Raw genomic sequence first — 26,917 nt, forward strand, 5'->3', positions numbered from 1 at the left:
TGAAAAAACGTGACGCCGCGTTCGGCTATTCGACGAGTTCTTCGAACCGCTCGACCGCGGCGCTCGCGACCGCCATGTCTTCGGACACCTCGCCGCCGCTGACGCCGACGGTCCCGACGAGTTCGCCGTCGACTTCGAGCGGATAGCCGCCGCCGAAGACGACGAGTCGATTCTCGTCCGTCGTCTGGAGGCCCCACAGCGACTCGCCGGGCTGGCTCCCCTCGGCAAGTTCGTGCGTGGGCATCTGCAGCGCGGCCGCCGTGTACGCCTTGTTTCGAGAGATGTTGACGCTCGCCAGCCACGCGTCGTCCATTCGGTGCTGTGCGATGAGGTTACCCTCTGGGTTCGCGACCGTAATCACCATTCGCAGCCCCATCGACTCGGCTTCCGCTTCCGCCGCTTCGATGAGTGTCTTCGCCGTCTCGAGATTGATTGCATCGGACATATCGCTTCGTCGAAACCGGTCTCGACGGCCCTACTTATACGTGCGCCGCGGGTCTCGAACGAGCGGCCGATTTCGCTCTTCTCTCCCGATTTCGGGCGTCTGAGTGACCCTCGAACGACGCTGACGGGAGAACAACAACTATTGGTTATCTTATACTTATTGTCAACCCTCGGAATCGGGTCGAAGACGCATCGAGAAGGCGTTCGGTTCGAGGCGAACCGACCCGATAGCCGGTCAGTCGTACAGCGGGTACTCGGCGGTTAGTTCGTCGACCTTCTGGTCGACGAACCCCTTGACCGACTCGTCGTGCGGCGCGTCGACGATTTCGTAGATGAGGTCCGCGACGGTCCGGCAGGCCTCCTCGTCGAAGCCGCGGGTCGTCAACGCGGGCGTGCCGGCGCGAATCCCGCTCGGGTTGAACGCCGAACGACTCTCGCCGGGAACCGTGTTGGCGTTGAGGACGATACCGACCTCTTCGAGCGCCGCTTCCACGTCCTTGCCCGTCGTGTCCGGGTGCGACGGCCGGAGGTCGACAAGAACTAAGTGCGTGTCAGTCCCCCCGGAGACGAGTTCGAGGCCGCGTTCCTGTAACCGCTCGCCGAGGGCGGCGGCGTTATCGACGACCTGCGAGGCGTACTCCTCGAACTCGGGGGTTAGCGCCTCGCCGAAGCCGACGGCCTTGCCGGCGACGTTGTGCAGTATCGGTCCGCCTTGGAGGCCGGGGAAGACCGCGGAATCGACGTCGTCGGCGTGTTCCTCGTCGCACATGATGATGCCGCCGCGACCCGACCGAATCGTCTTGTGGGTCGAGCCGGTGACGAAGTCCGCGGTGCCGACGGGCGACGAGTGTTCGCCCGCGGCGACGAGGCCCGTGATGTGGGCGATGTCGGCGAGGTGGTACGCGTCGACCGAGTCGGCCGCGGCCTGTACGCGCTCCCACTCGACCTCTCGCGGGTACGCGGAGTAGCCCGAGATGATGATGTCCGGGTCGAACGCCTCGGCTTTCGCGGCGAGTTGGTCGTAGTCGACGTAGCCCGTCTCGGCGTCGACCTCGTACTGTTCGACCTCGTACGTCTTCCCCGCGACGTTCACCGGGTGGCCGTGGCTCAGGTGGCCGCCGTGGGTCAGGTCCAAGGAGAGAATCTTGTCGCCGGGTTCGAGCACGGCGAGGAACACGCCCATGTTCGCCTGCGAGCCCGAGTGCGGTTGGACGTTGACGTGGTCGGCGCCCCAGAGCTCCTTGGCGCGGTCGATGGCGAGCTGTTCGACCTCGTCGGCGTACTCACAGCCGCCGTAGTACCGGCTCCCCGGGTAGCCCTCGGCGTAGTTGTTCGTCAGTTCCGAGCTTTGGGCCTCCATGACCGCCTCGCTGACGTGGTTCTCGCTCGCTATCATGGCGAGCGTATCGTTCTGTCGTTCGCGTTCGCCCGCCAGCGCGTCGGCGACGGCCGGATCGGTCTCTCGAACGGTGTCGTAAGGCATCGTGGGTGCATCTCGACTCTGCGGTATAACGCTTCGCCGTCCCCCGAGACGAGGCCGGCACGCCGAACCAGAACCACAACGTGACAGGACGCGCACGTTCTGTGTTCGGGTCGATGAGCGCGGTGAGTGCCGCTTGGATATCTTCGAAAGATATCCTGAATTGGGTTCGCTCACGGCCGAAATCGACGTATTACGTGTTCAGTTCTCACCGAGACGAGTACCCACCGGCGATAGCTCTATATTGGAACTTCGTCACGTCTCTCACATACCGTGCCAAGAACTATCACAGACCGCGGAACGTCCCGGAACCGAGGGGACACGCGCACGCCCCGGCGAGCCGTTCGGCCGACCGCCGAGGTGAGCCGTCGATGAGTGAGGTCGAGTCCCTCCCGGTGCAGTACAGCGACATCGAGCGCGCGAGCGAGCGACTCGAAAACGACCGCGTCGTCAAGCGGACGCCGATAGAGCGGAGCACCTCGCTCGGTGACCTCGTCGGCGCGGACGTCTACCTGAAGATGGAACACCTCCAGTGGACGGGGTCGTTCAAGACGCGCGGTGCGTACAACAAGATTCGACAGGATACCGACCGCGGCATCGACGAGTTCGTGGCCGCGAGCGCCGGCAATCACGCGCAGGGCGTCGCGCTCGCGGCGACCGAGTGCGGGGCCGACTCCACGGTCGTGATGCCGGAGAACGCCCCGCAGACGAAAATCGACGCGACGCGCGACTACGGCGCGGAAGTCGAACTCGTCGGCGAGGACTTCCAGGAGACGATGGCGTACGCCCAGTCGCTCGCCGAGGAGTCGGACGCCGAGTTCGTCCACGCGTACGACGACTGCGACATCGTGGCCGGACAGGGAACGCTCGGCGTCGAGATGTACCGCGACCTCCCCGAGATGGACACCGTGGTCGTCCCCATCGGCGGCGGCGGGCTCATCTCGGGTATCGCCACCGCCATCAAGCACCACGACCCCGAGATTCGCGTCGTCGGCGTGCAGGCTGAGGGCGCGGAGACGGTCCACGAGAGCCTCGACAAGGGCGTTCCCGTGACGCTCGACGACACCAACACCATCGCGGACGGCATCGCCACCGGCGGCATCTCCGAGTTGACGCTCCGAACCATCGAGGAACACGTCGACGAGGTCGTCACGGTCTCCGACGGGGAAATCGCGGAGGCGATTCTGCTGTTGCTCGAACGCGCCAAGCAGGTCGTCGAGGGTGCCGGTGCCGCCTCCGTCGCCGCCGTGCTGAGCGACGACCTCGACGTCGAGGGCGAGACCGTCATGCCGCTTCTCTGCGGGGGCAATCTGGACATGACGATGCTCCAGACGGTGCTCGTCCACGGGCTCACCAGCCGTCGCCAGACGCTCCGTCTCCGGGTTCGAATCCGGGACGAACCCGGCGAGATGGCGCGACTCTCCCGGCTCATCGCCGACCGCGACGCGAACATTCACGACGTTCGCCACGTCCGCGCCGTCGACGCCCTCGACGTCGGCGAGGCCCACCTCCTGTTCCGCATCGAGACCAAGGGAGCCGAACACGCGGCGGCCGTCGTGGACACGATAGAGGACGCGGGCTACGCGGTCGACGACGTTTCGGAGCCGAGCTAGCGCCCGGTTCCTCGGTTTCGACCGTTCTCGCAGCCGAATCTCGAATGCCTCTCGATTTGACACGACGTGTGAGATGCGGCGGGACGCGGCTTGAACGACGAACGCGCTGATGTCCTCTCCGCGAAGCGACTCACCGATACCGACGACGCGTCCGCTACGTCTCTCCGGCCGATTGCCGGATGCGCGCCACGACGTCTGCCCGACTCACGTCGGGGTCGTCGTCGGTCGTGAGTCGGCCCATCACGAATTCGAGCAGGTCGAGGTCTTGGAGCAGGTCGAGCGCGTCCATGCGTTCGAGGTCGAGCGCCTTGCCGAACTCGTAGACGGTCTTGGCGTCGTTGGCGGCGTCGGCGAGTTGGTCGATTGTGACGGACTCGGGGAGGCCGATGCCGTCGGCGAGCGCCTCGGGCGACCCGTCGCCGTCCGCCGCGGGTGCCGGTGGTCGCTCGACGCCCGTCGGGTCGCCGGCGAGCGACGTTTCGTACGACGACGGTTCGTGGACGCCTTGGTCGATCATGTACCTGCGGACCGTCTCGTCCGTCACGTCCATCTCGAAGGCGTCGGCCATCCGCTCGAACGTCTCGTACCGCGCGTACACGGCTTCGAGGTACGTCGTGTCTTCGAACGCCGGCACGTTCGGGTTCCGAACGGCTTCGGGCGGTTCGGAATCGGCGTCGTCGTCGGCCGTCTCGGTTGAACTCGTCGTCGGCGCATCGGTCGCGACCGTGACGACGACCGCCGGGTCGCCGTCGAGCGAGACGTCCGCGGCGTCGACGGCGACGTGCTCGCGGTCGCTCGGCAGCACGTCGTCGACGCCGAGCGTGAGCCCAATCGACCCGTCGGAGTCGAGCGACGCCCCTCGGATTCGAACGGGGATGTCGCCGTCGGCGTCCGACGAGAGCGCGAACTCGACATCCGCGGACGCGCCCGAGTCCGTGACCGTCACGGACGACTCGCGGACGCTCGCGGCGTCCGTCCGCTCGCACTCTTCGAGGAATTCGCCCAGCCGCCGAAGCGATGTACCCACGCTCATTGTCCGTTTCGACGGACGCGCCGAGACTCCCTGAAAAGCGGTGTGGAATACTGAGTCAGTTTATATAGCCCCACAGAATATGCGGCGAAAACTATAAACAAAAATCTAATGTTCACACTACTATATCGTGCCCACGAGAAACGCTTCTGTCGCGAGTGTCGACGCGAGTTCGCGACCTTCAACCGAACCGGCAGTCCGGCTTCCCCGGTGTCGAATCTCTGTATCCACGAGGTGAAGACACGATGAGTCTGATAACCGTTGCCGACATCGCGCACGACGACCTCGCGCTGACGCCGACGATTCAGTCGGAGGCCGCGAGCGAGATAGACGTCATCTCTCAATCCGCGACCGACCCCGAGACCGGCCTGTTTTTCTTCGTCGTGAAGGGCGCGGACGTCTCGGCGTTCGAAGCGGCGCTGGAGGTCGACCACACGGTCAGCGACTGGCAGCTCGTCTCCGAGCGGGAGGAGTCGGCGGTGTATCGCATCGGACACACGCCCGACACGATTCTCCTCTCGCCTATCATCACGGAACTCGGCGGGCTCATGCTCGACGCGTGCAGCAACGACACGGCGGGCTGGCGGGTCCGGCTTCAGCTTTCGGACCGCGAGGCGCTCTCAGAGGTGTGGGAGTACTGCGAGGCGAACGACATCTCCTTCGAGCTGAACCGGATGTTCCGACAGGACGGCTGGATGAACGGCGAGCCGAGCAAGCTGACCGACGCCCAGCGCGACGCGCTCGTCGCCGCCTACGAACACGGCTACTTCGAGGAGCCGCGAGAGGCGGCGCTGGACGACCTCTCCGAAGTACTCGACATCTCGCCGACGGCCGTCAGCGGACGCATCAGGCGGGGGACCGCGGAGCTGGTCGAGTCGATTCTCCTCGACGAGTGACGGAATAACCCCCGAAGAAAGGCGGGAGTCAGACCGCGAGGACGTAGTCGTCCTGCGGTTCGTAGATTTCGCCGCTCATCCGCAGGTCGCGGACGGCGTCGAGCGTTTCGCCGATGGCGACGCCGTTGTCCGCGAGCGCCGCGGCGAGCCGCCCGAGTTCGACGCCGTCGGGGTGGTCCTCACCGAGTTCGGTGAGCGCCGTTTTCACGTCGTCGCTCTCGACGTCGACGTCGAACGCGACGCGCTCCCACTCGACGTCGTGGCCGGTGACGTTCGCGTGTCGACGGTACAGGTCGACGGCGTCGTTCGGCTCCGTGACGGAGACGTGGAGGTCGCACGCCGGGCAGGTGACGACGCCGGCGTGTGGTTTTTCGGCTAGTTTGGCACTCTCGTCGTCAGGCATTGTACGCGTCCTGCGCGAGGCGGTGCAGTTTGTGGACGGTGTGTTCGTTCGGACCGAGCTGTGCCTGCCCGAGCGCGCCGGACGTGAGCCCCTCGTACTGGCGTTCGACGAGCTCGAAGTCCTCTTCTTGGAGCTGCCGGCTCGTCTGGACGAACTTCTCTTCTTCTTCGGACAGCTCGGAGTCGCGGAAGTAGTAGTCCGCGATGAGCTGGAAGCGCCCCTCGTCGATGGGGTCGATGATGTACGTGCCGTAGCCGTCGGCGGTGCCGTACATGTTGACCGTGAAGTTCGGCCAGAAGTAGTAGAACTTGGCCTCGTGTTCGGGGTGGATGCGCATCTCGTCGTCGACGTCCTCTTTGTGCTTGTAGTGAAGCACCCAGTGGTAGTCGTTGACTTCGAGTTCGGACTCCATGAGTTCGAGTCCCTGCACCCAGTCTTGGTGGTTCGCCTGACAGTGGTCGCACTCCGAGTAGTTCCCGCTGAACGTCTTCCAGTTGCACTCGACTTCGGAGACGTAGCGCCGGGCGTGTTCGTACTCGCCGAGCGGCAGGTCTTCGAGTTCCGTCTTCATCTCCCCGGCCTGTTCGGCAAGCGAGAGGCTCGGTTCGTCCTCGAAGTTGACGAACACGAGCGGCCCGATGGCGTCGGTGTTGACCTCCATGAGGCCGTTTTCTTCGGGGTCGAGTTCGCTGACGGCGTCGTCGTCGAGGTCGGGATTCAGACTCGCCTCCTCGAAGCTCTTGGGGGTGCTCTGGAGCGACCCGTCGAGTTCGTACGCCCAGAGGTGGTACGGGCAGGTGATGCGGCTGAGGCTGCCGGGGTCGGTCATCGGCGTGTCGTCGAGCATCTTCGACCCGCGGTGGGCACAGACGTTGTAGAACGCCCGCACGTCGCCCTCGCCGTCGCGGGTGACGATTATCTGCTTGTCACCGATGGTTCGCGTGAAGTAGTCGCCCGCGTCCGGGATGTGGGTCTCGTGGCCCGCGTAGACCCAGTACCGACCGAACACTTTCTCCTTTTCCATCTCGTGGACCTCCGGGTCGGTGAAGTACCTCGCCGGCAGCGCGTTCGTTTCCGCGGTGATGTCGGCACTTACCGCACCGATTTCGTCACGATTGTTGTTCCACCGTGTCATGGGAGGAAGAAACACACATCTGTGGAAAAGGATTCGTCGGAAATAGTGGACCCGTATAAGTGGCGGTGGATATCCGCGAGCGGCCGCCGTTCGGCGGCGAGCGCCGCTCTCGGCGGGCCGAGCGTCGTTCCTCTGAAAAAGGGGCTCCGTGATACAGGTCAAGAGTCAAGGGGGGACGTTCCGAACCGCCGGGCACAATGAGTGTCCGCGACGACCGATACGATGTCGCCGTCGTCGGGGTCGGCGGGATGGGGAGCGCGACCGCGTACCACCTCGCCGACCGCGGCCTCGACGTCGTCGGTCTCGAACGCTACGACATCCCTCACTCGCAGGGGTCGTCCCACGGCATCACCCGCATCATCCGCCGCGCGTACTACGAACACCCGTCGTACGTCCCGCTCATCGAGCGGGCGTACGACCTCTGGGACGACCTCGCCGGCGAGACCGGCCGCGATATCATCCACCGAACCGGCTCCATCGACGCCGGCCCCGTCGACAACGACGTGTTCGCGGGTTCGAAACGCTCCTGTGAGGAACACGACATCCCGCACGAGGTGCTGACCGGCGCGGAGGTCAACGAACGATTCCCCGGCTACGAACTCCCCGAGGACTACCGCGCGGTCTATCAGGAAGACGGCGGGTTCGTCGTCCCCGAGCAGTCGATTATTGGCTATACCGAAGCGGCACAGGCCCGGGGTGCCGAAATCCGCGCCCGCGAACGGGTCGAAGACTGGGCGGAGACGAACGACGGCGGCGTGCGCGTCCGCACCGACCGCGGCGTGTACGTCGCGGACGCGCTCGTGCTCGCCGCGGGCGCGTGGAACTACAAACTCGCTGACGCGCTCGACGGCCTCGCGATCCCCGAGCGACAGGCGCTCGCGTGGTTCCAACCCGAGTCGCCGGCGACGTTCGCGCCCGAGGAGTTCCCCGTCTGGAACCTCAGCGTCCCCGAGGGTCGGTTCTACGGCTTCCCGGTCCACGACGTGCCGGGGTTCAAACTCGGCAAGTACCACCACCGCGACGAGGAGGTCGACCCCGACGACTTCGACCGCGAGCCGAACCGCGCCGACGAGGCGATACTCCGCGATGTCACGGAGAAGTACTTCCCGGAGGCCGCGGGGCCGACGATGTCGCTCGCGACGTGTATGTTCACGAACTCGCCGGACGAGCACTTCATCCTCGACACGCTGCCGGACCACCCGCAGGTCGCCGTCGGCGCGGGCTTTTCGGGACACGGCTTCAAGTTCGCCAGCGTCATCGGCGAAATCCTCGCTGACCTCGCCGTCGACGGCGAGAGCGACCTGCCGCTCGATATGTTCTCGCTCGACCGGTTCGAGTGACGACGGGCGGTCGAGCTTGCCGCTCGTCAACCGATTTGACGATATAACTTCCGTAAGTTTTCTTCATTTGCGTATAAATGCCACTATTATCGAAGCCGACTTGTTATGATGTGTAACACCAATGGGTTGGTTGAATCGTGAGGGGTGTGGACTCGTGTCACGGTCGGAGCGGACGCGTCGAATCCGACGCGGGTCGTCTCTCGACGGTGACAGTGGGTGGCCCCAAAGCGGGGACAACGATATGACCGAACACGAATTCATCTGGCGGTCGTCAATGGAGGCTGTATCGAATGGCGAATAGCAACGACTCGACCGGTCGGTCGACGAGCGAGTTACAGGAAGACCTGTTTTATCCCGATATGGAGCGCGAACCCGGTGACAGAAACATCCAGGGGTTGGGGTTCGATATCCATCCCGTCGTCTTCCCGGCCGCGCTCTTGATAATCGGCGTCTTCGTCGCTGCGACGCTCATTCTCGGTGAGCAGGCGGCGAGCGTCTATTCGGGTATCAGGGGCTTTTTCGAGGGGAACTTCGGGTGGTTCTTCCTCCTGTCGGTGAACCTCTTTATCGTGGTCTTGGCGTACTTCGCGCTGAGTAAGTACGGAAAGATAACCCTCGGCGGCGTCGAGGCGGAAAAGGAGTTCAGCGACTTCTCGTGGATGGCGATGCTGTTCAGCGCGGGCATGGGTATCGGGCTCATGTTTTACAGCGTCTCGGAGCCGCTGTACTACTTCAGTAACGTCCCCGGCTTCTTCGACGCCGAGGCCGGGTCCGGCGGTGCGGGTATCGCCGCGATGACGCAGACGTTCTTCCATTGGGGGTTCCACCCGTGGGCCATCTACGGCCTCGTCGGCTTGGGACTCGCGTTCTTTTCGTTCAATCGGGGGCTGCCGCTCACGTTCCGGTCGATTTTCTGGCCGCTCCTCGGCGAGCGAATCTACGGCTGGCCGGGCCACCTCATCGACCTCGTGGCGGTGTTCGCGACGCTGTTCGGCCTCGCCACGTCGCTCGGCCTCGGGGTCGCACAGATAAACACCGGGCTGTCGTACATCCTCGGCGGGAGCATGCTCGGCGTCCTGAGCGTTCCGAACAACACCGGGATGCAAATCGCGCTCATCGCCGTGATTACACTCATCGCTACCGCCTCTGTCGCGGCCGGCCTCGAAGGCGGTATCCGGCGTCTGAGCACGGTGAACGTCTTTCTGATGTTCGTGCTGTTGACGTTCGTGCTCGCCGCCGGCGCGACGATGAGCATCTTCGGCGCGTGGGTGCAGGGCCTCGGGAACTACTTCAGCGACTTCCTCTCGCTCGCGTTCTTCACCGGGACGCTCGGCGACGGCGCGTCCACCGTCAACGCTTGGACGGTGTTCTACTGGGCGTGGTGGATTGCTTGGTCGCCGTTCGTCGGGATGTTCGTCGCGCGCATCTCGAAGGGGCGGACGGTCCGCGAGTTCGTCTTCGGCGTGTTCGTCCTGCCGTCGCTGTTCTCGACGGTCTGGCTCTCGGCGTTCGGCGGGAGCGCGCTGTTCAACTCGCTTCAGGGTAACGGCGCGGTCCTCGCGACCTACAACGAGGCCGGCCAGACGGTCGCCATGTTCGCGCTCCTCGAACAGTTCCCGTTCAGCGCCGTCTCGGGGCTGCTCGCCGTGACGCTCATCGTCACGTTCTTCGTGACCTCCTCGGACTCGGGGTCGCTCGTCGTCGACCATCTCACGTCGGGCGGCAAGCACAACGTGCCGCGGACCCAACGCATCTTCTGGGCGGTCATCGAGGGCCTCGTCGCGTCGCTTCTCCTCTACGGCGGGGGTCTCGGCGCGCTCCAGACGGCGGCCATCGCGACGGGGTTCCCGTTCGCCGTCGTCCTCGTCATCATGTGCTACACGGTCTATCTCGGCCTCGACAAGGAGTACGAACTCCTGCAATCCGAGGAGTTCGCCGAGCGAATCGAGGACTTGGCGGACGAGGACATCGACATCGACGTCGGTCGCTCTCGGACGTCAGTCGTGACCAACGTCCGGCAGAACCCCGGCACGACGGACGACTGACCGCGGAGCCACCGAACCGATGACTCGACGCTATCGATGAACGCGCTCGCTGTCGTTTCGGCGGCGTTCGCGGTCTTCCTTTTCGTCGTTGCACTGTTCGCGATGACGGCCGGTGAGCTACGGGGCGCAGGTCTCGCGTTCCTGAGCGCCAGTCTCGTCATCTACCTCAGAGAGAAGCACCTCGTCGGCGGGTGACTCCGGTCAGTGCGCTCCTCGTCGGCGCACGGCTTTCGTCGCCGCGCGTGTACTCGTCGCTCTCTGACGCTGATTCTCGTCGGACCACGCGACGCACCCGTGGTGAGGCCCCTCCCTCGTCACCCCCCGGTATCTATACACCTCAGATAGTGGACCCGGAGAGATATCCGAAGGCCGCAGTCACTACTGTTTGGTACATGAACACATGGTCTACGTTTCCCGAACGCGCCGGAACGGTCGTCGTCGGGGCCGGCTGTGTCGGTTGTAGCGCGGCGTATCACCTCGCCGAGTCGGGTCGCGAAGACGTCGTCGTCCTCGACCGGGGTCCGCTGTTCGAGACCGGGGGGTCGACCTCTCACGCCCCCGGACTCGTGTTCCAGACGGCCGGGAACAAGCTGATGACGGAGATGGCGTCGTACACGCGCGACCTCTACGACGGGTTCGGTGACTTCCGGACGTGCGGCGGCATCGAAGTCGCCTACACCGAAGACCGCTGGGACTTCCTCAAACGCAAGCGCGAGTGGGGTCAGTCCTACGGCATCGACGAGGGCCAACTCCTCACGCCCGAGGAGGTCGAATCGCGCGTCCCGCAGATAAACGCCGACGTCATCTACGGCGGCTACTACGTCCCCTCGGACGGGAAGGCCGACGCCGTCAGCGCCGCCGAGTCGATGGCGGAGGAGGCGCGCGAGGCGGGCGTCGAGTTCTACGGCCACACCGAGGTCACGGACATCGACACCACCGACGGCAGCGTCGACGCGGTCGAAACCGAACACGGCCGTATCGAGGCCGACGAGGTGCTCGTCGCCACGAACATCTGGGGGCCGCTGTTCGGCGAGATGGTCGGCACGGACATCCCGCTCGTCCCCTGCGCGCACCAGTATCTCGTCTCCGACGAACTGGACGAACTCGAAGGCGCAGAGCGCGAAATCGAACAGCCGCTCCTCCGGCATCAGGACCACTCGCTGTACTACCGCCAGCACGGCGAGCGCTACGGCATCGGCTCGTACAACCACGAGTCGCTGCTGGTCGACCCGGCGGATATCTACGGGCCCGACAAGCTCGACGACCTCGGACTCGAATACCCGTCGCTCCGGGAGTTCACGGAGGAGCATTTCTACGAGAACACCCACCCGGACCACGACCGGTCGGCGTTCGACGCCGCCAGCGAACTCGTCCCCGGCTTCGAGGACTGCGAGTGGACCTCCGCCATCAACGGCATGTTCTCGTTCACGCCCGACGGCATGCCCATCCTCGGGCCGGACGAGGACACCGAGGGTCTCTGGTGGGCGCTCGCCGTCTGGGTCACGCAGTCCGGCGGCGCGGGCGACATCGTCGCCAGCTGGATGGAAGACGGGACGCCGCGGCTCGACGGCTCCCGCGTCAACGCCTCCGGCGCGCACGTCTCCCGGTTCCAGTCGCACACGGGCAGCCGAGAGTACACCTACGGGCGCGGCGCGCAGCAGTACCGCGAGGTGTACCAACTCGTCCACCCGCGCGAACAGCCGGACGGACAGCGCGCGCTCCGCCGGAGCCCGTTTTACGACCGGCAGGCCGACCTCGGCGCGGAGTTCTACGACAGCGACGGCTGGGAGGTCCCGCAGTGGTACGAGTCCAACGAGACGCTCCTCGAAACGTACGACGTGCCGGACCGCCCCGACTGGCTCTCGCAGAACTGGTCGAAGGTCCAGGGCGCGGAACACCAGCATCTCCGCGAGAAAGTCGGCATGGTCGACATGACGACGTTCACGCCCATCGAAGTGTCGGGCCCGGGCGCGCTTGAGTTCCTGCAAGGGCTCCTGACGAACGACATGGACGTCACGCCGGGCCGGATGCGCTACTCCGCGATGCTCAACGAGGACGGCGGCGTACTCGCCGATCTGACCGTCGCCCGCCTCGGCGACGAGCGGTTCGTGCTGTTCACCGGGGGCGGAAGCTCGGCGACGCTCCACTCGCGGTGGGTCACAGAGCACGCGCCCGACGACGGCTCCGTCGACGTGACCGCACACGTCTCCAGTCGGACCGGTATCGGCGTCTTCGGACCCGACTCCCGGAAGGTGCTTTCGGACCTCGTCGAGGCCGACCTCTCGAACGACGAGTTCCCGTTCTACTCCGCACAGGAGACCTACCTCGGTAGCATCCCCGTGACGATGCTCCGACTCTCGTACGCCGGCGAACTCGGCTGGGAAATCTACGCCCCGACCGAGTACGGAAGCCAGCTCTGGGACGCGATTCGCGAGGCCGGCGAGGAGTACGACATCGCGCCCGTCGGCTGGGCCGCGCTCGACTCGACGAGCATGGAGAAGGGATTCCGCCTGTGGGGGACGGACCTCACGCCCGAACACAACCCGTACGAGGCCGGCATCGGCTTCGCGGTCGACCTCGACACCGACTTCGTCGGGAAGGCGGCGCTCGTGGCGGACAAAAACGACGACAGCCCGAGCGACCGAATCGTCCCGATAACGCTCGACGAGGAGGAAGCCGTCGTCGACGCGGGCCACCCGGTGTTCGTCGACGACGAGGTCGTCGGCTACTGCTGTCGGGCCGACTACGGCTACACCATCGACGCCGGCATCGCGTACGCGTACCTCCCCGAGCAGTACGCCAACTCGGGGCAGGACGTCGAAATCCGGTACGAGGGTGACGCCCATCCCGCGACGGTCCGGTCGGGGCCGCTTTTCGACCCCGACCGCGACAAGATGATTCGGTGACGCGCCGGATTTCGTCGCGTCACTGCCTCCGCTCCCGTCTCCGCCTCTGCCTCCGCCTCAGTTTATCCGCGCTGTCGAACCGCGGTCACCGATAGCCCGTCGAAGCCGTGCTGAACTCGGCAGACTTGTCGTGAATCGGGACTGTCTGAAGAATAACTACCCTACCGCTGTCACTCGTCTTCGACGGTCTTCAGGTCGAGCCGCGGGGCAAACGACTCGTACGTCTCGTCGCTCGAAACGATAGTGTCGCCATCGGATTCGACGAGATGGAGCGCATCGAAGGGTGTGAACCCGTGGTCTTCGACGTAGGTCGCGGCCGTGAGAACCGTATCTACGTCCCCGCGCACTTCCAACAGCGCGGCGACGTTCGTGATGACCCGCTCCGTGTCCCGCTCTTCTCGGTACGCGACCATGAGGAGTTCGATGAGCGTGAACTGCGACGTCCACAGTTCGTCTCGATGGTTTCGGTAGACCGCCTCTGCGGCGTCGTCCAGCCAGTCTTCGTCTTTGATGAGCGCCAATAGGAAGTCCGTCTCGGCGTACATTCAGCGGCCGGCCTCGTCGAGCGCCGCGTTCCGCGCTCCGCGACGGAGTTCTTCGGCCGTCTTCTCGACGTCCGCGAACTCGGAGCGGAGCGCATCGAGCGGGTCGTCTTCGATTGGAATCAGCTTGATACCGTCGTGCAGTTGGACGATGTGGTAGTGTTCGCCGTACCGCTCTCTGACCTCTTTAGGGAGCGTGAGGCGTCCGCGACCGTCCAGCGTCGCTTCGGACATACGGCCTACTACGATGGGTAGAAAGAAGAATTTTCCCCATAACCCGATTTGCCACCCACTCGGATAGAACGCTCTCGTTCCAGAACGCTCCCGTTGTCGGTGCTACTCGACTTCTGTCCGGTGCTCCGAGTTCCGACAGACTCGGATTATCCGAATTATTCGGAATCTTCGTCGTCGACGCCGCGCTGTTCGAGGACGCGCTCGACGATTTCTTCGGGGTGTTCGGTCGCCACGGCGAGCGCGGCGTTGTGGAGTTCGCTCTTCGTGACGCCCTTGAGGCCGTGGTCGCGGGTCAGTTCGCGCTCCACGTCGTAGGTGATGATGTCGTCGAACTCGTCGGCGACCGCTTCGAGCACGTACAGCGCCTTGTGGACGGTCTCGTCGAACTCGAAGGCGGGGCGCTCGCGGGGGTCGACGGGTTCGGGGGACGCGGATTCCGTCGCTGACTCGTCGTCCGATTCGACCGCGTCGTCGGTCCCGGCGTCTTCGTCCGCCGGTTCGGGTTCCGGCTCTGGCCCGGAGTCGGTCTCGCCGCTCCCCATCGCGGCGTCGAGGTCGCCGAAGGGGTCTTCGCTCATCGGGCCACCTCGCCTTCTTCGACGATTTGCGCGAGTTCGTCGTAGCACGCCAACTGGTCGCAGGTGCTGTCGTAGTCCCGCAGCGGCATGTGCTCCCGAATCGACGCGTCGATGGCCGACCGATGCCGAATCCCCGGCTTCGGCAGGTCGCCGTCCCACTCGCCGTCGTCGATGGCCTCGAACACCTCCGGGTCGGTGTACGCGAAGTTCGGGAGCTTCGAGGCGATGTTCGGCTTCGAGACGAGCGCCTCCACGAGCCGTCTCGTCGGGCGGTCGTGGTCGATTCGGTCCCGCAGGTCGGTCGGCACGACCGCGAGGATTTCGAGGTCGAAGTGCTCGCGCGCGGGCGTGATGAGTCGCTTGACGGTCTTTTCGAGCCCCGAGAGCGCCCCCGATTCGGGGCGCATCGGCAACACGAGGTTCTGCGTGGCGTACAGCGCGTTGTCGTTGAGTTTCCCGCGCGCCGCGGGGCAGTCCACGACGACGTAGTCGTAGTCGTCTCCGAGAAGCGGGTCGATGACGCGCTGTTTGAGCCGCGCCGACCCCATCATCACGCCGCCGAGGTCGGATTCGACCTGTTCGATGCGGTCGTTCGAGGGGAGGAGGTCGATTTCGAACCCGGTCTCCAAGATGAGCTCTCGCGGCTCCAACTCGGCGTCGTCGAGGAGCACGTCTCCGAGATGTGCCTCCGAGTAGAACTCTTCTCCGAACCCGAGACCCGTCGTGGTGTGTCCGTTCGGGTCGAGGTCGACGAGCAGCACGTCGCTTCCCCGGTGTGCGAGTTCGCGGGCGAGGTTGATGGAGGTCGTCGACTTGCCGATACCGCCTTTGAGGAGACAGACGCTGACTGCACGTGACATGATGGGGATATCGTACTATCGAGATTCTCGGCGTAGTTGAAATAATTATGGTTACTCCAGCTCTTTGAACAACTCACACTCTCCAAATAATCTGAATAATCTAAACTCAGCGAGTTGATCGACTCGGTTCGCTCTCGCCTCGACTGGCGGCCCGAATTGTCGCCGGCAGTAGCTATTTGGGCCCGTTGTGTGCAGGTAAATTCGTGACAGATTGGTTGCCCGACCGAGGGCTGCGCGCCCCCGAACTCTCGTCGCAGACGGTGACCCTCGCGGTCGCCGCCGCCTTGCTCCTCGCGGTCGTCGGGCTCCACCCCGTCTCCGTCCTTCCTGTCCGGTCGCAGTACGCGCTTTCGGTTTTCGTCGTCGCGCTCCTGCTCTGGTTGACGAAGCCGGTTCCGTACGCGATTTCGAGTCTGGCCTGCGTCTCCCTGTTGTACGCCCTCGGCGTCGTTGACACCTTCGAGGCCGCGGTGAGCGGCTTCACCTCCTCGCTCGTGTACTTCCTCCTCGTGTTGTTACTCCTCGGCAACGCGGTCCGGTCGGTGGGGTTGGACACCCAGTTAGCGAACCGACTGCTGTCCCCGGACAGCACCCCTCGCGGGGCCTTTCGTTCCATCGCGCGGAACGTCCTCGTGCTGGCGCTGTTCATGCCGTCGGCGATGGCCCGCGCGGTCGCGTTCATCCCCATCGTCGAGGAGGTGACAGAGGAGTTCGACCTCCCGTCGGGAAGCGGGTTCGAGCGCGCGACGTATCTCCTCTTGGGCCACATCAACCCCATCGCGTCGATGGCGCTCATGACCGGCGGCGGGATGGCGCTCGTCACCTCGGGCATCCTCGCGACGAGCGTCCGCCCGCTCTCGTGGGTCGAATGGGCGGTCTTGATGGTCCCGCCCACGGTGGCGCTCTACGTACTGGCCGCCGCGGCCGCCGGTCTGCTCAACACCGTCGACGCCGAATCGACCGTCGACCCCGGCGCGTCGGGGATTGCGAATGCGTCCGCCGACGGAGAGTTAACCCGCGAACAGGGACTCGTCGCGGCGGTGATGGCCGGGACTGTCCTCGCGTGGGTCGTCGGGTCGTTCGTCGGACTTCCCGAGATTCTCCCGGCGGTCGCCGCGGTCACCGTCCTCGCGCTCCCGGGGGTCGAAGTCGTCGACGCCGACGACGTCAAGGGACTCAGTTGGGGCGTCCTCTTTCTCATCGGCGCGACGCTGTCGATTCTGGACGCCTTGGAAGCGACGCGGACCATCGCGCTCGTCGTCGACCTCCTCGCGCGGTTCGTCCCGTTCGAGGCGTTCAGCCACTGGCAACTCGTCGGACTGCTCCTCGGGTTCGCGGTCGCCGTTCGCGTGCTCTTTTCCACCGGGTCGGCCGCCATCGTGGTGATTCTCCCCATCGTCCTGCGGTTCGCGGAGACGTTCGGCGTGACGCGGCTCTACCTCGGACTCGCGGTTCTCCTCGTCGTGGGGTCGACGACGATTCTCCCGTTCAACACGACCGCCGTCCTCGTCTCGCTGGACCGCGGCCCGCTGACCAACCGGGACGTGACGCTGTTCGGACTCGTGACGATGGGTCTGTCGCTCGTCGTCGTGACCCTCTCGTGGCTCGTTTACTGGCCGCTCGTCGCCTGAGTCGTCGACCGGCGCACCGACCCGTCCGCGCGAATCCGGGGTTCGGTGACGCTCCCCGTTGCGACAACCACCGGGCTATTTGTAGGTGAACGGTATCTCCCGGTACGGGTGAGTTCGCATCTTACGTGTTGAGTTTACGACGGCTCCGACCGGCGTCATGTCGAAGATAGACCGCCGTCTGCGAGACGCCCGGAGCATCGAGTTGGACAACGCGTTTTACGTCGAGGACGGGACGTGGATCGAGTCGCTCACGGTCGCCTCGAACGGCCCCTTCGACGTGGAACCGCTCCTCGCCGACATCTCGGGCGTGACCGTCTTCTACGACGAGGAGATTCCGACCGCCTCGACCGACGTGCAGATACGCCGAGTGACGATTCTCGCCAACGAGTCGTATCCGTTCATCCTCGGACTGGTGCTCAGACAGGAGACGATTCCGAACCGCATCGTCCTCCAAGACGGCGTCTTCGAGGTCGTCGCCACCGCCCAGGACTGGGACCACTTCAGGGAACTCGCCGACGAGATTCAGGAGACGCTCGGGGAGTTCGAACTTCGCTCCGTGACGCAGGACGAAGCCCCCGGTGAACCGCTCGATAGCGGCCGATTAAAGGAGGTGTTAATCTCCAAGCTAACCGACGACCAGCTCGCGGTTCTGGAGACGGCATTCAACCACGGCTACTTCCACATTCCGCGAGAGACCTCTGAGACCGAACTCGCCGAGGAACTGGGTATCGCTCAATCCACGCTGAGCGAACGACTCCGGACCGCGGAGCGAAATCTTCTCGAACTCATCTACGGGCCGCGACAGGAGTAGCGCTGCACGTGCTGGAGAATATTGCCGGCTTTTGCCGACCGGGTATTTAAAAAACGATAGCTATCGGGGCGTATCGGGAACAGCACCATGGAAGATACTCCATAACAAGCGGTCGCAATGTCGGAGAAAAATCGTGATAGTTCGGGTGTCGAACGTGGAACTGGCCTTACGCGACGCGACTACGTGGCGGCGACGGCGACCGCCCTCGGCGTGACCGGACTCGCGGGGTGTTCCGGTGGTGGCGGCAACGGGGGCGGCGGGAGCGACGGCGGGTCGAGTCTCACCCCCGAGGTTCCGTCCGGAACCCCGGAGACGGTCGAGACGAAGTACTGGCGCGAGTGGGAGACCATCGATGCCGACGAACCGCCGCTCGACTACAGCGCGACCGCGGGTGCGGTGTTGGACCCCGTTCCGCTGGAGTTCTCGAGCGAGGACGACCCGTGGATGCGGGAACACGCGCTCATGGTCCAGCGGGGACTGGATTCGCTCGGCGTCAGGACGCAACTCAACGACCGACCGCTGAACCAACTGTACGCCCAGAGCTGGGACACGAAGGGGCTCGAAGCGATAATCTCGATGAGTACCCACGGTCCGGACCCGCAACGCGGGCTGGACCCGAACCCGCTTTTGATGCGGCGGACCGAGGAGAGCCTGTCGAACTATGACAACTACTACCACCCCGACCTGCAGGAGGTGCTGACGGAACAGAGTCGGGCGACCGACCGCCCCGAGCGCGAGGAACTCGTCGCCGAGGCCCAGCGCATCTTCAGCGAGGACGTGGGCGCGCTCATCACGCTGTTCCCCGATATCATCACCGCGGTCAACACGGAGCGCTGGAGCGGCTACGTCCAGACGCCGGGGAACGGCCCGACGAAGGACTCGTTCGTCTGGTCGGAGGTGAACCTCCAGCCCCAGACCGACGACCGGACCTACATCAAGGGCGTGACCACCTCGATGAACTCGCTGAACCTCCCGTGGGCCGCCGGCGGCGCGGAGGCGAAGCGACTGACGTTCATCTACGACGGCCTCTTCGACGCCACGCCGGACCTCGAAGTCGTCCCCGCGCTGGCGACCGGCGGCGGGTTCGTCGACGACACCACCGTCGAACTCACCCTCCGCGAGGGCGTCGAGTGGCACGACGGCGAACCGTTCACCGCGGAGGACGTGAAGTTCACCGTCGAACTGTACAAGGAACACTCCTCGACCAGCCAGACGCCGTTCTACGAACCGGTCGAGTCGGTCGAGGTGCTCGGTGACCACGAGATTCGGTTCAACCTGACGGGCCCCGACGCGGCGTTCATGACCCAGCGCGTCGTTCGCAGCGTCATCATCCCCAAGCACGAGTGGGAGGACGTGGAGAACCCGTCCCAGCACAACCCCGAGTCACCCGTCGGTACGGGGCCGTTCACGTACGAAAACTGGGAGCAGGGGACCCGCTTCGAGGTGTCGAGAAACGAGGGCCACTGGATGTTCGACGACGACTGGCGAGCCGACGTGCTCGGCGACCAGGCCACGACCGGCGAGGGCGTCGACCGCGTCATCTGGATAAACGTCGGCAACATCGACTCCATGATCGGCTCATTGCAGGGCGGCGAAATCGACGCTATCGGCACGACGCTCTCGAACTCGCAGGCCGACCGCGCCGCGAGCACCGCCGGCGTCGAGAAGATGACCTCGGGCAACTTCGCGCCGCTCGACACGAAGCTGATGTTCTCCTGTCCGCTCGTTCGCGACAAGGAGTTCCGCGTCGCCCTCGCCAAGTCGGTCGACACCGAGGGCTTCGCTACCGACGTGTTGCAGGACCGCGCGACCGTCCCGAGCGGGGAGAACCCGATTTCGGACCTCACGCCGTGGCACACGTCGGAGACGACGCACTACGAGTTCGATATCGACAGGGCAGAATCGCTCCTCGAACGGGCCGGCTACACGTGGGACGACGGCGGAAACCTCCGATTCCCCAACGGGGACGCGTGGGCCGCCTTCGTCGAGCGCATCCAGCCCGGAAACGTGCACAAGCGCCGCGACGAACTCGGGCAGGCGGACTTCTCGTGAGGTGACGAGCATGTCGAACACCACCCACTCGCGCCGACGGGGGGCCCGACCATGAGCGAGTTCCAGCGCTTCCTCGCGAAGCGACTCGCCATCTCCATCGTGCTCACCCTCGTGGCCGTCTCGGTCATCTTCGTCGTCCTGCGGCTGCTTCCCGGGAGCCCGTTCGAGTCACTCGTCACCGCGGGCAACCTGAGCCAGCAGCAAATCACCGAGATTCGAGCGATGTACGGCCTTGACCAGCCGATGTGGCGACAGTACCTCAGCTACCTCCAGAGCATCCTGCTGTTCCAGTTCGGCTACTCCATCCTGCGGAGTCAGCCCGTCTGGCAGGTGCTGGCACCGCGGCTCGTCAACACGCTCATCCTGCTCGTCCCCGCGTTAGTGACGACGGCGGTCCTGAGTTCCCTGCTCGGGATGTACGTCGGTTGGAACCGCGGGAGCAAACTGGAGAAGCTCAGCATCATCGCCACGACGTTCCTCCGGTCGACGCCGGTGTTCATCACGGGTATCCTCTTCGTCATCGTCTTCGCGTACAACCTCGAACTGGTGCCCGCCTTCGGCATGCGCTCTATCAGCGCCTCGCCGGAGGGTTACGTCGAGACGTTCGCCTCGTTCGACTTCCTGCACCACTACATCCTGCCGTTTACGGTGTCGGTTCTGTACTACAGCGGCGATTTCCTGCTGTTGGCGCGCAACGGCGTCGTCGAAAAGCGGGGGTCGGAGTTCCTCAAGCTCCACCGCGCGAAGGGGCTCTCGGAGATGCAGCAGCTCGCGCGGGCGGGTCGGAACTCCATGCTGCCGATTCTGACCTACTTCGCGCTGCGTCTCGGGATGATATTCCAGGGGCTCATCCTGCTCGAAGTCGTCTTCGGCTGGCCCGGCATCGGCCGCGAACTCGTGCTCGCCATCCAACAGCAGGACTACCCGCTGGTGCAGGCGGCCGTGTTCATCATGGCGCTTGCGGTCATCGTGGCGAACCTCGTCGCCGACGTGCTGTACGCCTACTTCGACCCGACCGTCTCGACCAGCGGAGGTGGTGCCGCGTGAGCACCGAGACGAAACCCGAAGCCGAACTGAAAAAGCGCGTCGAGGGGGTCGCGGAGACGCTCCGCGACCAGTTTACGTTCCTGCGGCGCGACCGCCTCGCGTTCGCGGGCGTCGTCATCGTCGCGGCGTTCGTCTTCCTCGGTCTCCTCGGGCCCGCACTCGCCCCGCACGACCCCATCGAGCACACCGTCCGCGACGACGCCGGGTCGATGCTACGGCTATCCGAGCCGACCGGCGCGGCCCCGTTCGGGACGACCGCCTACGGGAAAGACGTGCTGAGCCAGTTCCTCGCCGGCGCGCAGCCGACGTTCATCGTCGGCCTGTTCGGCGGCATCGGGACCGGCGCGCTCGGCTTTCTCGTGGGGCTCGTCAGCGGGTACTACGGCGGCTGGGTCGACGAGGTCCTCATGCGCCTCACGGACCTCACGTTCTCCCTGCCGTTTACGCCGATGGCGCTGTTGCTCCTGACGTTCGTGACTCCGAGCGTCTGGCTCATGACGGGCATCATCGTCGCGTTCCTCTGGAAGATGCCCGCGCGCGTCGTCCGCTCCGAGGTCCTCTCCGTCAGAGAGCGCACCTTCGTGAAGTCGGCGCGCGCCAGCGGCGCGAGTGACCTGCGGACGATGCTCTACCACGTCGCGCCGAACGTGCTCCCCATCGGTTTTCTCTACACGGCCTACGGTATCGCGTGGGCGATCGCCGCGCAGGCCAGCTTGGCGTTCCTCGGGTTCGGCGACCCGACCGTCACGAGTTGGGGCCGAATGCTCCGACAGGTGTTCGAATCGGGCAACATGCGCGTCGCTTGGTGGTGGGTGCTCCCGCCCGCACTCGGCATCGCGGCCATCACTACCTCGGTGTTCCTCATCGGACGCGCCTACGAAGAAGTCATCAACCCGGAAATTCAGACCGAACAATGAGTCTCCTCGACATCACAGACCTCACGGTCACCTACTCGACCGACAGCGGAACCGTCCACGCCGTCAACGACGTGTCGTTCAGCATCGACGAGGGCGTCAACTACGGCCTCGCCGGCGAGTCCGGCTCGGGGAAATCGACGCTGGCCGAGGCGGTTCTCGGTCTCCTCCCCAGCAACGGCTCCGTCGAATCAGGTAGCATCGAATTCAAGGGCCGCGACCTGACCGGCCTCAGCGAGCGCGAGCGCCGCGACGTGCTCTGGGAGGACATCGCGTACATCCCCCAGAGCGCGATGGACTCGCTCGACCCGGTGATGTCCACCGGGTCGCAGATTCGGCAGGCGATTCAGACCCATCGGAACGTCACCGACGACAAGGCCCGTGCGCGAGTCCGAGAGCTGTTCGAAATCGTCGGACTCGACCCCGACCGCATCGACGACTATCCCCACGAGTTCTCTGGGGGGATGCGCCAGCGCGTGACCATCGCCATGGCGCTCGCGCTCGAACCGGACCTCATCATCGCCGACGAGCCGACCACGGGTCTCGACGTCATCGTCCAGGACAAGATAATCGACAAGATTCTGGAGATACAGGACCGGATGGACAGCTCGCTGCTTCTCATCACCCACGAAATCGGCGTCATCGCCGAGACGTGCGACGAGCTTTCGATACTCTACGGCGGGAAAGCCATGGAGCAGGGAAGCGTCGACAACGTTCTCGTGAACCCCACGAACCCGTACACGATGGGGCTGAAGAACTCCTTCCCCGAAATCGAGGAGGGCGACCAAGACCCCGTCTCGATTCCGGGGTCGCCGCCGAACCTGAACGAGGAACCCAGCGCCTGCGTCTTCAAGGACCGGTGTCCGTTCGCGACCGAGGAGTGCGAGGCGTCTCACCCGGACCTCGTCGACCTGCCGAACCGCAACCACCGCTCGGCGTGCCACCACGTCACCAAAGCCGCCCAGATGCGGCGCGACGCCACCGACCCGGAGACGTGGGGTATCCCCGATAGCCACGACGAGTCGGACCGCGGTGAGGTGCTCCTCGAAACCGACGGCCTCGAGAAGTACTACGAGCAGAGCCAGCCGCTCTTGGAGAAACTTAGGGGGAACGACCCGAACTACGTTCGCGCCGTCGACGGCGTCTCCCTGCGCGTCCGGCGGTCAGAAATCCTCGGTATCGCCGGCGAGTCCGGCTGTGGGAAGTCGACGCTCGGCGAGACCATCGCGCTCTTGAAACAGCCGACCGGCGGCGAGTTCGTCTTCGACGGCGAGTCCTACGAGCACTACGCGGACGGGAACATGCGAGAATTCCGCCGCAAAGTCCAGATAATCTTTCAAGACCCCTTCGACTCGCTCAACCCGAGACAGACGGTTCGGCAGTTGGTCGGCGAGCCGCTCACCATCCACGACTACCGGACCGAAGAGCGCGAACGGGCCGTCGTCGAGACGCTGGAGAAAGTCGGGCTCACGCCCGCGCGGAAGTTCCTCGACCAGTACCCCCACCAGCTATCGGGGGGCCAACGCCAGCGCGTCGCGGTTGCCAAGGCGCTCGTCCTCGACCCCGACTTCCTCATCTGCGACGAACCGGCGTCGATGCTCGACGTGTCGCTGAAGGTGAACCTGCTGAACCTCCTGCGCGAACTCGCGGACACGGAGGACATCGGTATCGTCTACATCTCTCACGACCTCGCCAGTCTGGTACAGGTGTCGGACCGACTCGCCATTATGTACCTCGGGCGGGTCATCGAGGAGGGCGACGTCGAATCCATCGCGGCCGAGCCGAAACACCCGTACACCACTTCGCTCCTCGCGGCCGCCCCCGAGAAGGACCCGACGGTCGACCGCGACCGCGTCCTGCTCGACGGTGAGCCCCCGGACCCGGTCAACCTCCCGTCCGGTTGCGTCTTCGCCCCGCGGTGCCCGAAAGCGGAAGACGCGTGCCGGGAGAGTGAACCCGGACTCGATACCGTCCGTGACGGTGAGCACCGCGCTGCGTGTTACTTCCCGGACGGCGAGACACCCGATGCGGACGGCCTCACCGACGACCACTCGGACTCTACATACGGGGACCCCGAGTTCTCGCCCCCGGCCAGCGGCGACTCGGCCAGCGACTGACGCCGCCCTTCGACTCTCCTCGCTTCGTCTCCTTAGCGACCTCCCAGTAGCTCCGTGTCCCGATTCGAGGTTCGGCTGACGCATTAGAATTGCATAAAACAAACAATATTATAAGGAAGAATATTAGAACAGTTTTCAAATTATTGAATCTACTTACTTATATTTGTTTCTTCTATGTGTTTATTTTTGTGAATATATCCCAGATGTCCAAATAAAACCGGAAATTTCTGTTAATATCTACCCTAAATAGTCAAAATGGGTCTAAAAAGCTGACTTCAGCTATATTGCGGGGTTCCATGGTTGATATATCTATTTACGCCGGATGTAATATTGTGTTTAAACTGATTTACTATTATCCGGTCTGGGTTGCGGTCGACCGCTCTCCCTACGCCAACTCCGAGATATCGAACACCGGCTTGCACGTCCCGCCTTCGATGAACGTCTCGAAGGCTTCGTCGGCTTCGAACAGCGAAAACCGGGTGTCGACGAACGTCTCGCAGTCCACGTCGCTGTCGCGAATCAGTCGGAAGGAGCGCTCGAAGTCCTCGTACATCGAGGCGTACGAACACTGGAGGTCGATTTCGGCCCGAACGAGCGGGGAGTAGGGCATCGACGTCTCGCCGGTCTGGCCGACGAGGACGATTTGGCCGCCCTTGCGGACCTCGTCGACGGCCGTCGTGAGCCCCGAGGGGTGGCCGGTCGTGTCGAACACCACGTCGTAGCCGACGCCGCCGGTGTGGCGCTCGCGGCGCGCCTCGGTGTCGTCGTCGGCGACGTTGACCGTCTCGAAGCCGAGTTCCTCCGCGAGCGGGAGGCGATAGTCGGCGTCCTGTCCCACGCCGGAGACGACGACGGTGCCGCCCTGCGCGGCCGCGATTTGGGCCGTGAGCAGACCGATTGGCCCGGGGCCTTCGACCAACACGCGGTCGCCCGCGCCGACCCGGGAGTTCTCGATGACGGCGCGCGCGGCGATGCTCGTCGGCTCCGCGACCGCGGCGTGCTGCTGTTTCACGTCGTCGGGAATCGGGTGGAGGGCGCGCTCCGGGACGGCGATGAACCGCTCGTACGCGCCGTCGTGGTCGACGCCGGTGATGACCGCGTCCTGGCAGACGTTCTCCTCGCCGATGCGACACTGATAACACTCGCCGCAGCCGCGAATCGGTCGTTCGACCACGCGGTCGCCGACGCCGAACTCCGTCACGCCGTCGCCGACTTCGACCACGCGACCGGCGTACTCGTGGCCGATGACCGTCGGGAGGTCCATCCGCTCGAAGGCGGATTCGAACTCGTAGATTCCCGCGTCGCTCCCGCAGAGGCCGGCGTAGTCGACCTCGACGAGCACCTCTCCGGCACCCGGTTTCGGTTTCTGTCGCTCGACGAACTCCATAGCGCCGGAGCTACGCTCTACTTTGGCAAGTCCTCGCATGAGAGCACATGTGGCACGGGTCGGTAAAAACGTATTGCATGCGGCACTCCCGTCGCGCGTTCCGCAACTATCATGTCGGCACCGTGCGGACTGAGACCATGGTCGCATACGAGCACACGCCAGTCTCCGTCAGTGACAAGCGCGTCGTCGTCGTCGGCGGGACGAGCGGTATCGGTCAGGCAATCGCCCTCGGATTCGCCAGCGAGGGCGCGGACGTCCTCGCAACCAGCCGACGCGAGTCGGCGGTCGACGAGACGGCCGACGCTATCGAGGAACTGGGAGCGAACGCGGTTCGGGAGACCTGCGACGTGACGGACCCGGCCTCGCTCGAACGCGTCCGCGAGCGCGCCGTCGAGGAGTTCGGCGGCGTCGACGTGGTCGTCGCCTCGCAGGGCGCGATATCCCGCGAGACGGTCCGCGACATCGACGACGACGCGTGGGACCACGTCACCGACATCGCGCTCGGGGGCGTCCGCCGCGTGACGCAGGAGCTGGTCCCGGCCGTCGCCGACGGCGGGTCGATTATCAACATCTCCTCGTTGGCCGCGCGGCTCTCGATGGCGAACCTCCCCGCCTACTCGGCGGCGAAGGGCGGCGTCGAGGCGTTCACCCGCGCGTCCGCGAAGGAACTTGCCCCCGAGATACGCGTCAACGCCATCGCACCGGGCTTCGTCATCACGCCGCAGAACGCCGACACCTACGCCGAAGGGACCGAAAAGCGCGAGCGAATCGACGAGCGAACGCCGCTCGGCAGAGTCGCGGAACGGGAGGAAATCGTCGGCGCGGCGGTCTTCCTCGCGAGCGACGCGTCTTCGTTCGTGACTGGTGAGGTCGTCACCGTCGACGGCGGGTTCGCGGACAGCGCGTTCTAACCCCGTCTTTCGTCTCCCGTCTCCCGTCTCCCGTCTCTCGTCTCCCGTTTCGCCATCGACGCGCTCTCGTGAGCGCGCGCTAGCCCCTCCCGACGGGAGTTTCGATGTCGCTTCCGACGGGTTTGCCGCCGGCAGACGCCGGAGACTGCTGGACAATCGTTCTGTAATAGGGAACGAAGGTGCGAGGCCGAGTGACTCGTCCCCCGCGTTCGCTCTTGCTCCGGACTCTCGGGAACCCCGCCCCGCTTCCCGGCGTCGGCCGTCCGAATTACAAGCGTATGTGTGTAATCTAAAACCGGCGCACCGCACGTCGCGTGGGCTGTTCCCGGAATCTCTCGTTCGTGCGTGCTGTGATTGCATTCTGTGATAGAAAACGGGAGTGTCTGGCGAACTCTCGACCCACTCGTTCCTGATTATCGGCCGAGACGAGCCGTAATAGTCGACTTGTCTCTCTCGGTGGTCGTTTTCGACGACACCGGTGTGGGTCGTCAGTTCGCGCTCGTGGGCTCCAACACGGCCGTCTCGTCGCCGCGTTGCCGAT

23 protein-coding genes are annotated in these 26,917 nt (G+C 64.7%); 13 read left to right on the forward strand and 10 right to left on the reverse strand.

From position 1 onward, the window contains the following. Nucleotides 1-25 precede the first annotated feature (25 nt). Both E4P24_RS18065 and glyA read right to left on the reverse strand, forming a co-directional pair. Nucleotides 26-445: a heme-binding protein gene (locus E4P24_RS18065; RefSeq protein WP_004041150.1), complete on the reverse strand. Its 420-nt coding sequence runs from the start codon at nt 443-445 to the stop codon at nt 26-28. Between the two features lie 234 nt (nt 446-679). Continuing rightward, nucleotides 680-1,927 carry a serine hydroxymethyltransferase gene (glyA, locus tag E4P24_RS18070; protein WP_008608059.1) on the reverse strand — a complete coding sequence of 416 codons (1,248 nt, stop codon included), beginning with the start codon at nt 1,925-1,927 and terminating at the stop codon, nt 680-682. 368 nt (nt 1,928-2,295) lie between these two features. Between glyA and ilvA the strand changes: the two genes are divergently transcribed. Next, nucleotides 2,296-3,537 carry a threonine ammonia-lyase gene (gene ilvA, locus E4P24_RS18075; protein WP_188148986.1) on the forward strand — a complete coding sequence of 414 codons (1,242 nt, stop codon included), beginning with the start codon at nt 2,296-2,298 and terminating at the stop codon, nt 3,535-3,537. 154 nt (nt 3,538-3,691) lie between these two features. Here ilvA and E4P24_RS18080 read toward each other — a convergent pair whose 3' ends face one another. Continuing rightward, nucleotides 3,692-4,570, reverse strand: coding sequence for a hypothetical protein (locus E4P24_RS18080; protein ID WP_115891580.1), 879 nt, complete (start codon nt 4,568-4,570; stop codon nt 3,692-3,694). A gap of 242 nt (nt 4,571-4,812) precedes the next feature. Between E4P24_RS18080 and E4P24_RS18085 the strand changes: the two genes are divergently transcribed. Further along, on the forward strand, nt 4,813-5,463 hold the full coding sequence (locus E4P24_RS18085; protein ID WP_004061817.1) for a helix-turn-helix domain-containing protein: 651 nt from the start codon (nt 4,813-4,815) through the stop codon (nt 5,461-5,463). Between the two features lie 28 nt (nt 5,464-5,491). Here the strand turns inward: E4P24_RS18085 and E4P24_RS18090 are convergent, their stop codons facing one another. Both E4P24_RS18090 and E4P24_RS18095 read right to left on the reverse strand, forming a co-directional pair. Next, nucleotides 5,492-5,866: a hypothetical protein gene (locus tag E4P24_RS18090; protein ID WP_006600038.1), complete on the reverse strand. Its 375-nt coding sequence runs from the start codon at nt 5,864-5,866 to the stop codon at nt 5,492-5,494. Beyond that, nucleotides 5,859-7,001, reverse strand: a complete 1,143-nt coding sequence (locus E4P24_RS18095; RefSeq protein WP_004041144.1) for an aromatic ring-hydroxylating dioxygenase subunit alpha — start codon at nt 6,999-7,001, stop codon at nt 5,859-5,861. The genes E4P24_RS18090 and E4P24_RS18095 overlap by 8 nt, the downstream gene beginning before the upstream one ends. Nucleotides 7,002-7,198: 197 nt before the next feature. Between E4P24_RS18095 and solA the strand changes: the two genes are divergently transcribed. The 4 genes from solA (at nt 7,199) to E4P24_RS18115 (ending at nt 13,292) form a co-directional block, all read left to right on the forward strand. Beyond that, nucleotides 7,199-8,341, forward strand: coding sequence for an N-methyl-L-tryptophan oxidase (gene solA / locus E4P24_RS18100; RefSeq protein ID WP_115803600.1), 1,143 nt, complete (start codon nt 7,199-7,201; stop codon nt 8,339-8,341). A gap of 290 nt (nt 8,342-8,631) precedes the next feature. Beyond that, nucleotides 8,632-10,386 carry a BCCT family transporter gene (locus E4P24_RS18105; RefSeq protein ID WP_115803599.1) on the forward strand — a complete coding sequence of 585 codons (1,755 nt, stop codon included), beginning with the start codon at nt 8,632-8,634 and terminating at the stop codon, nt 10,384-10,386. 36 nt (nt 10,387-10,422) lie between these two features. Beyond that, entirely contained in the window at nt 10,423-10,581 is a 159-nt protein-coding gene (locus tag E4P24_RS18110) for a hypothetical protein (protein ID WP_188148987.1), read from the forward strand. Nucleotides 10,582-10,778: 197 nt separating this feature from the next. Then, the gene (locus E4P24_RS18115; RefSeq protein ID WP_188148988.1) at nt 10,779-13,292 is read left to right on the forward strand and encodes an FAD-dependent oxidoreductase; all 2,514 of its coding nucleotides are present in this window, start codon (nt 10,779-10,781) and stop codon (nt 13,290-13,292) included. Nucleotides 13,293-13,462: 170 nt separating this feature from the next. Here E4P24_RS18115 and E4P24_RS18120 read toward each other — a convergent pair whose 3' ends face one another. From E4P24_RS18120 to E4P24_RS18135, 4 genes are all read right to left on the reverse strand, one after another. Beyond that, nucleotides 13,463-13,837 carry a PIN domain-containing protein gene (locus tag E4P24_RS18120; RefSeq protein ID WP_115803597.1) on the reverse strand — a complete coding sequence of 125 codons (375 nt, stop codon included), beginning with the start codon at nt 13,835-13,837 and terminating at the stop codon, nt 13,463-13,465. Next, nucleotides 13,838-14,068, reverse strand: coding sequence for an AbrB/MazE/SpoVT family DNA-binding domain-containing protein (locus tag E4P24_RS18125; RefSeq protein WP_004061804.1), 231 nt, complete (start codon nt 14,066-14,068; stop codon nt 13,838-13,840). It lies immediately after the preceding gene. Between the two features lie 155 nt (nt 14,069-14,223). Beyond that, nucleotides 14,224-14,646, reverse strand: a complete 423-nt coding sequence (locus E4P24_RS18130) for a hypothetical protein (RefSeq protein ID WP_188148989.1) — start codon at nt 14,644-14,646, stop codon at nt 14,224-14,226. Continuing rightward, nucleotides 14,643-15,506 carry a ParA family protein gene (locus E4P24_RS18135; protein ID WP_007274175.1) on the reverse strand — a complete coding sequence of 288 codons (864 nt, stop codon included), beginning with the start codon at nt 15,504-15,506 and terminating at the stop codon, nt 14,643-14,645. Before E4P24_RS18135 ends, E4P24_RS18130 begins: the two co-directional genes overlap by 4 nt. A gap of 260 nt (nt 15,507-15,766) precedes the next feature. Here E4P24_RS18135 and E4P24_RS18140 point away from each other — a divergent pair, with 260 nt between their 5' ends. The 6 genes from E4P24_RS18140 (at nt 15,767) to E4P24_RS18165 (ending at nt 24,078) form a co-directional block, all read left to right on the forward strand. After that, nucleotides 15,767-17,137, forward strand: a complete 1,371-nt coding sequence (locus tag E4P24_RS18140; RefSeq protein WP_049896025.1) for an SLC13 family permease — start codon at nt 15,767-15,769, stop codon at nt 17,135-17,137. Between the two features lie 157 nt (nt 17,138-17,294). Next, on the forward strand, nt 17,295-17,948 hold the full coding sequence (locus tag E4P24_RS18145; RefSeq protein ID WP_004061798.1) for a helix-turn-helix domain-containing protein: 654 nt from the start codon (nt 17,295-17,297) through the stop codon (nt 17,946-17,948). 183 nt (nt 17,949-18,131) lie between these two features. After that, nucleotides 18,132-20,000 carry an ABC transporter substrate-binding protein gene (locus E4P24_RS18150; RefSeq protein ID WP_115861457.1) on the forward strand — a complete coding sequence of 623 codons (1,869 nt, stop codon included), beginning with the start codon at nt 18,132-18,134 and terminating at the stop codon, nt 19,998-20,000. 51 nt (nt 20,001-20,051) lie between these two features. Continuing rightward, nucleotides 20,052-21,047 carry an ABC transporter permease gene (locus E4P24_RS18155; protein WP_004061794.1) on the forward strand — a complete coding sequence of 332 codons (996 nt, stop codon included), beginning with the start codon at nt 20,052-20,054 and terminating at the stop codon, nt 21,045-21,047. Further along, nucleotides 21,044-21,964: an ABC transporter permease gene (locus E4P24_RS18160; RefSeq protein WP_006600034.1), complete on the forward strand. Its 921-nt coding sequence runs from the start codon at nt 21,044-21,046 to the stop codon at nt 21,962-21,964. Before E4P24_RS18155 ends, E4P24_RS18160 begins: the two co-directional genes overlap by 4 nt. Continuing rightward, a complete protein-coding gene (locus E4P24_RS18165; protein ID WP_006600033.1) occupies nt 21,961-24,078 on the forward strand; it encodes an ABC transporter ATP-binding protein in 2,118 nt (705 codons plus the stop codon). The genes E4P24_RS18160 and E4P24_RS18165 overlap by 4 nt, the downstream gene beginning before the upstream one ends. Before the next feature lie 385 nt (nt 24,079-24,463). Here the strand turns inward: E4P24_RS18165 and E4P24_RS18170 are convergent, their stop codons facing one another. After that, complete coding sequence (locus tag E4P24_RS18170; RefSeq protein ID WP_115861459.1) at nt 24,464-25,504, reverse strand: zinc-binding dehydrogenase; 1,041 nt, start codon at nt 25,502-25,504, stop codon at nt 24,464-24,466. Between the two features lie 98 nt (nt 25,505-25,602). On the opposite strand from E4P24_RS18170, the gene E4P24_RS18175 reads away from it, so the two are divergent. Continuing rightward, nucleotides 25,603-26,376: an SDR family NAD(P)-dependent oxidoreductase gene (locus tag E4P24_RS18175; protein WP_115803594.1), complete on the forward strand. Its 774-nt coding sequence runs from the start codon at nt 25,603-25,605 to the stop codon at nt 26,374-26,376. The last annotated feature ends 541 nt before the right edge of the window (nt 26,377-26,917 follow it).

Source organism: Haloferax sp. AS1 (assembly GCF_014530665.1).
GTDB lineage: Archaea > Halobacteriota > Halobacteria > Halobacteriales > Haloferacaceae > Haloferax > Haloferax volcanii.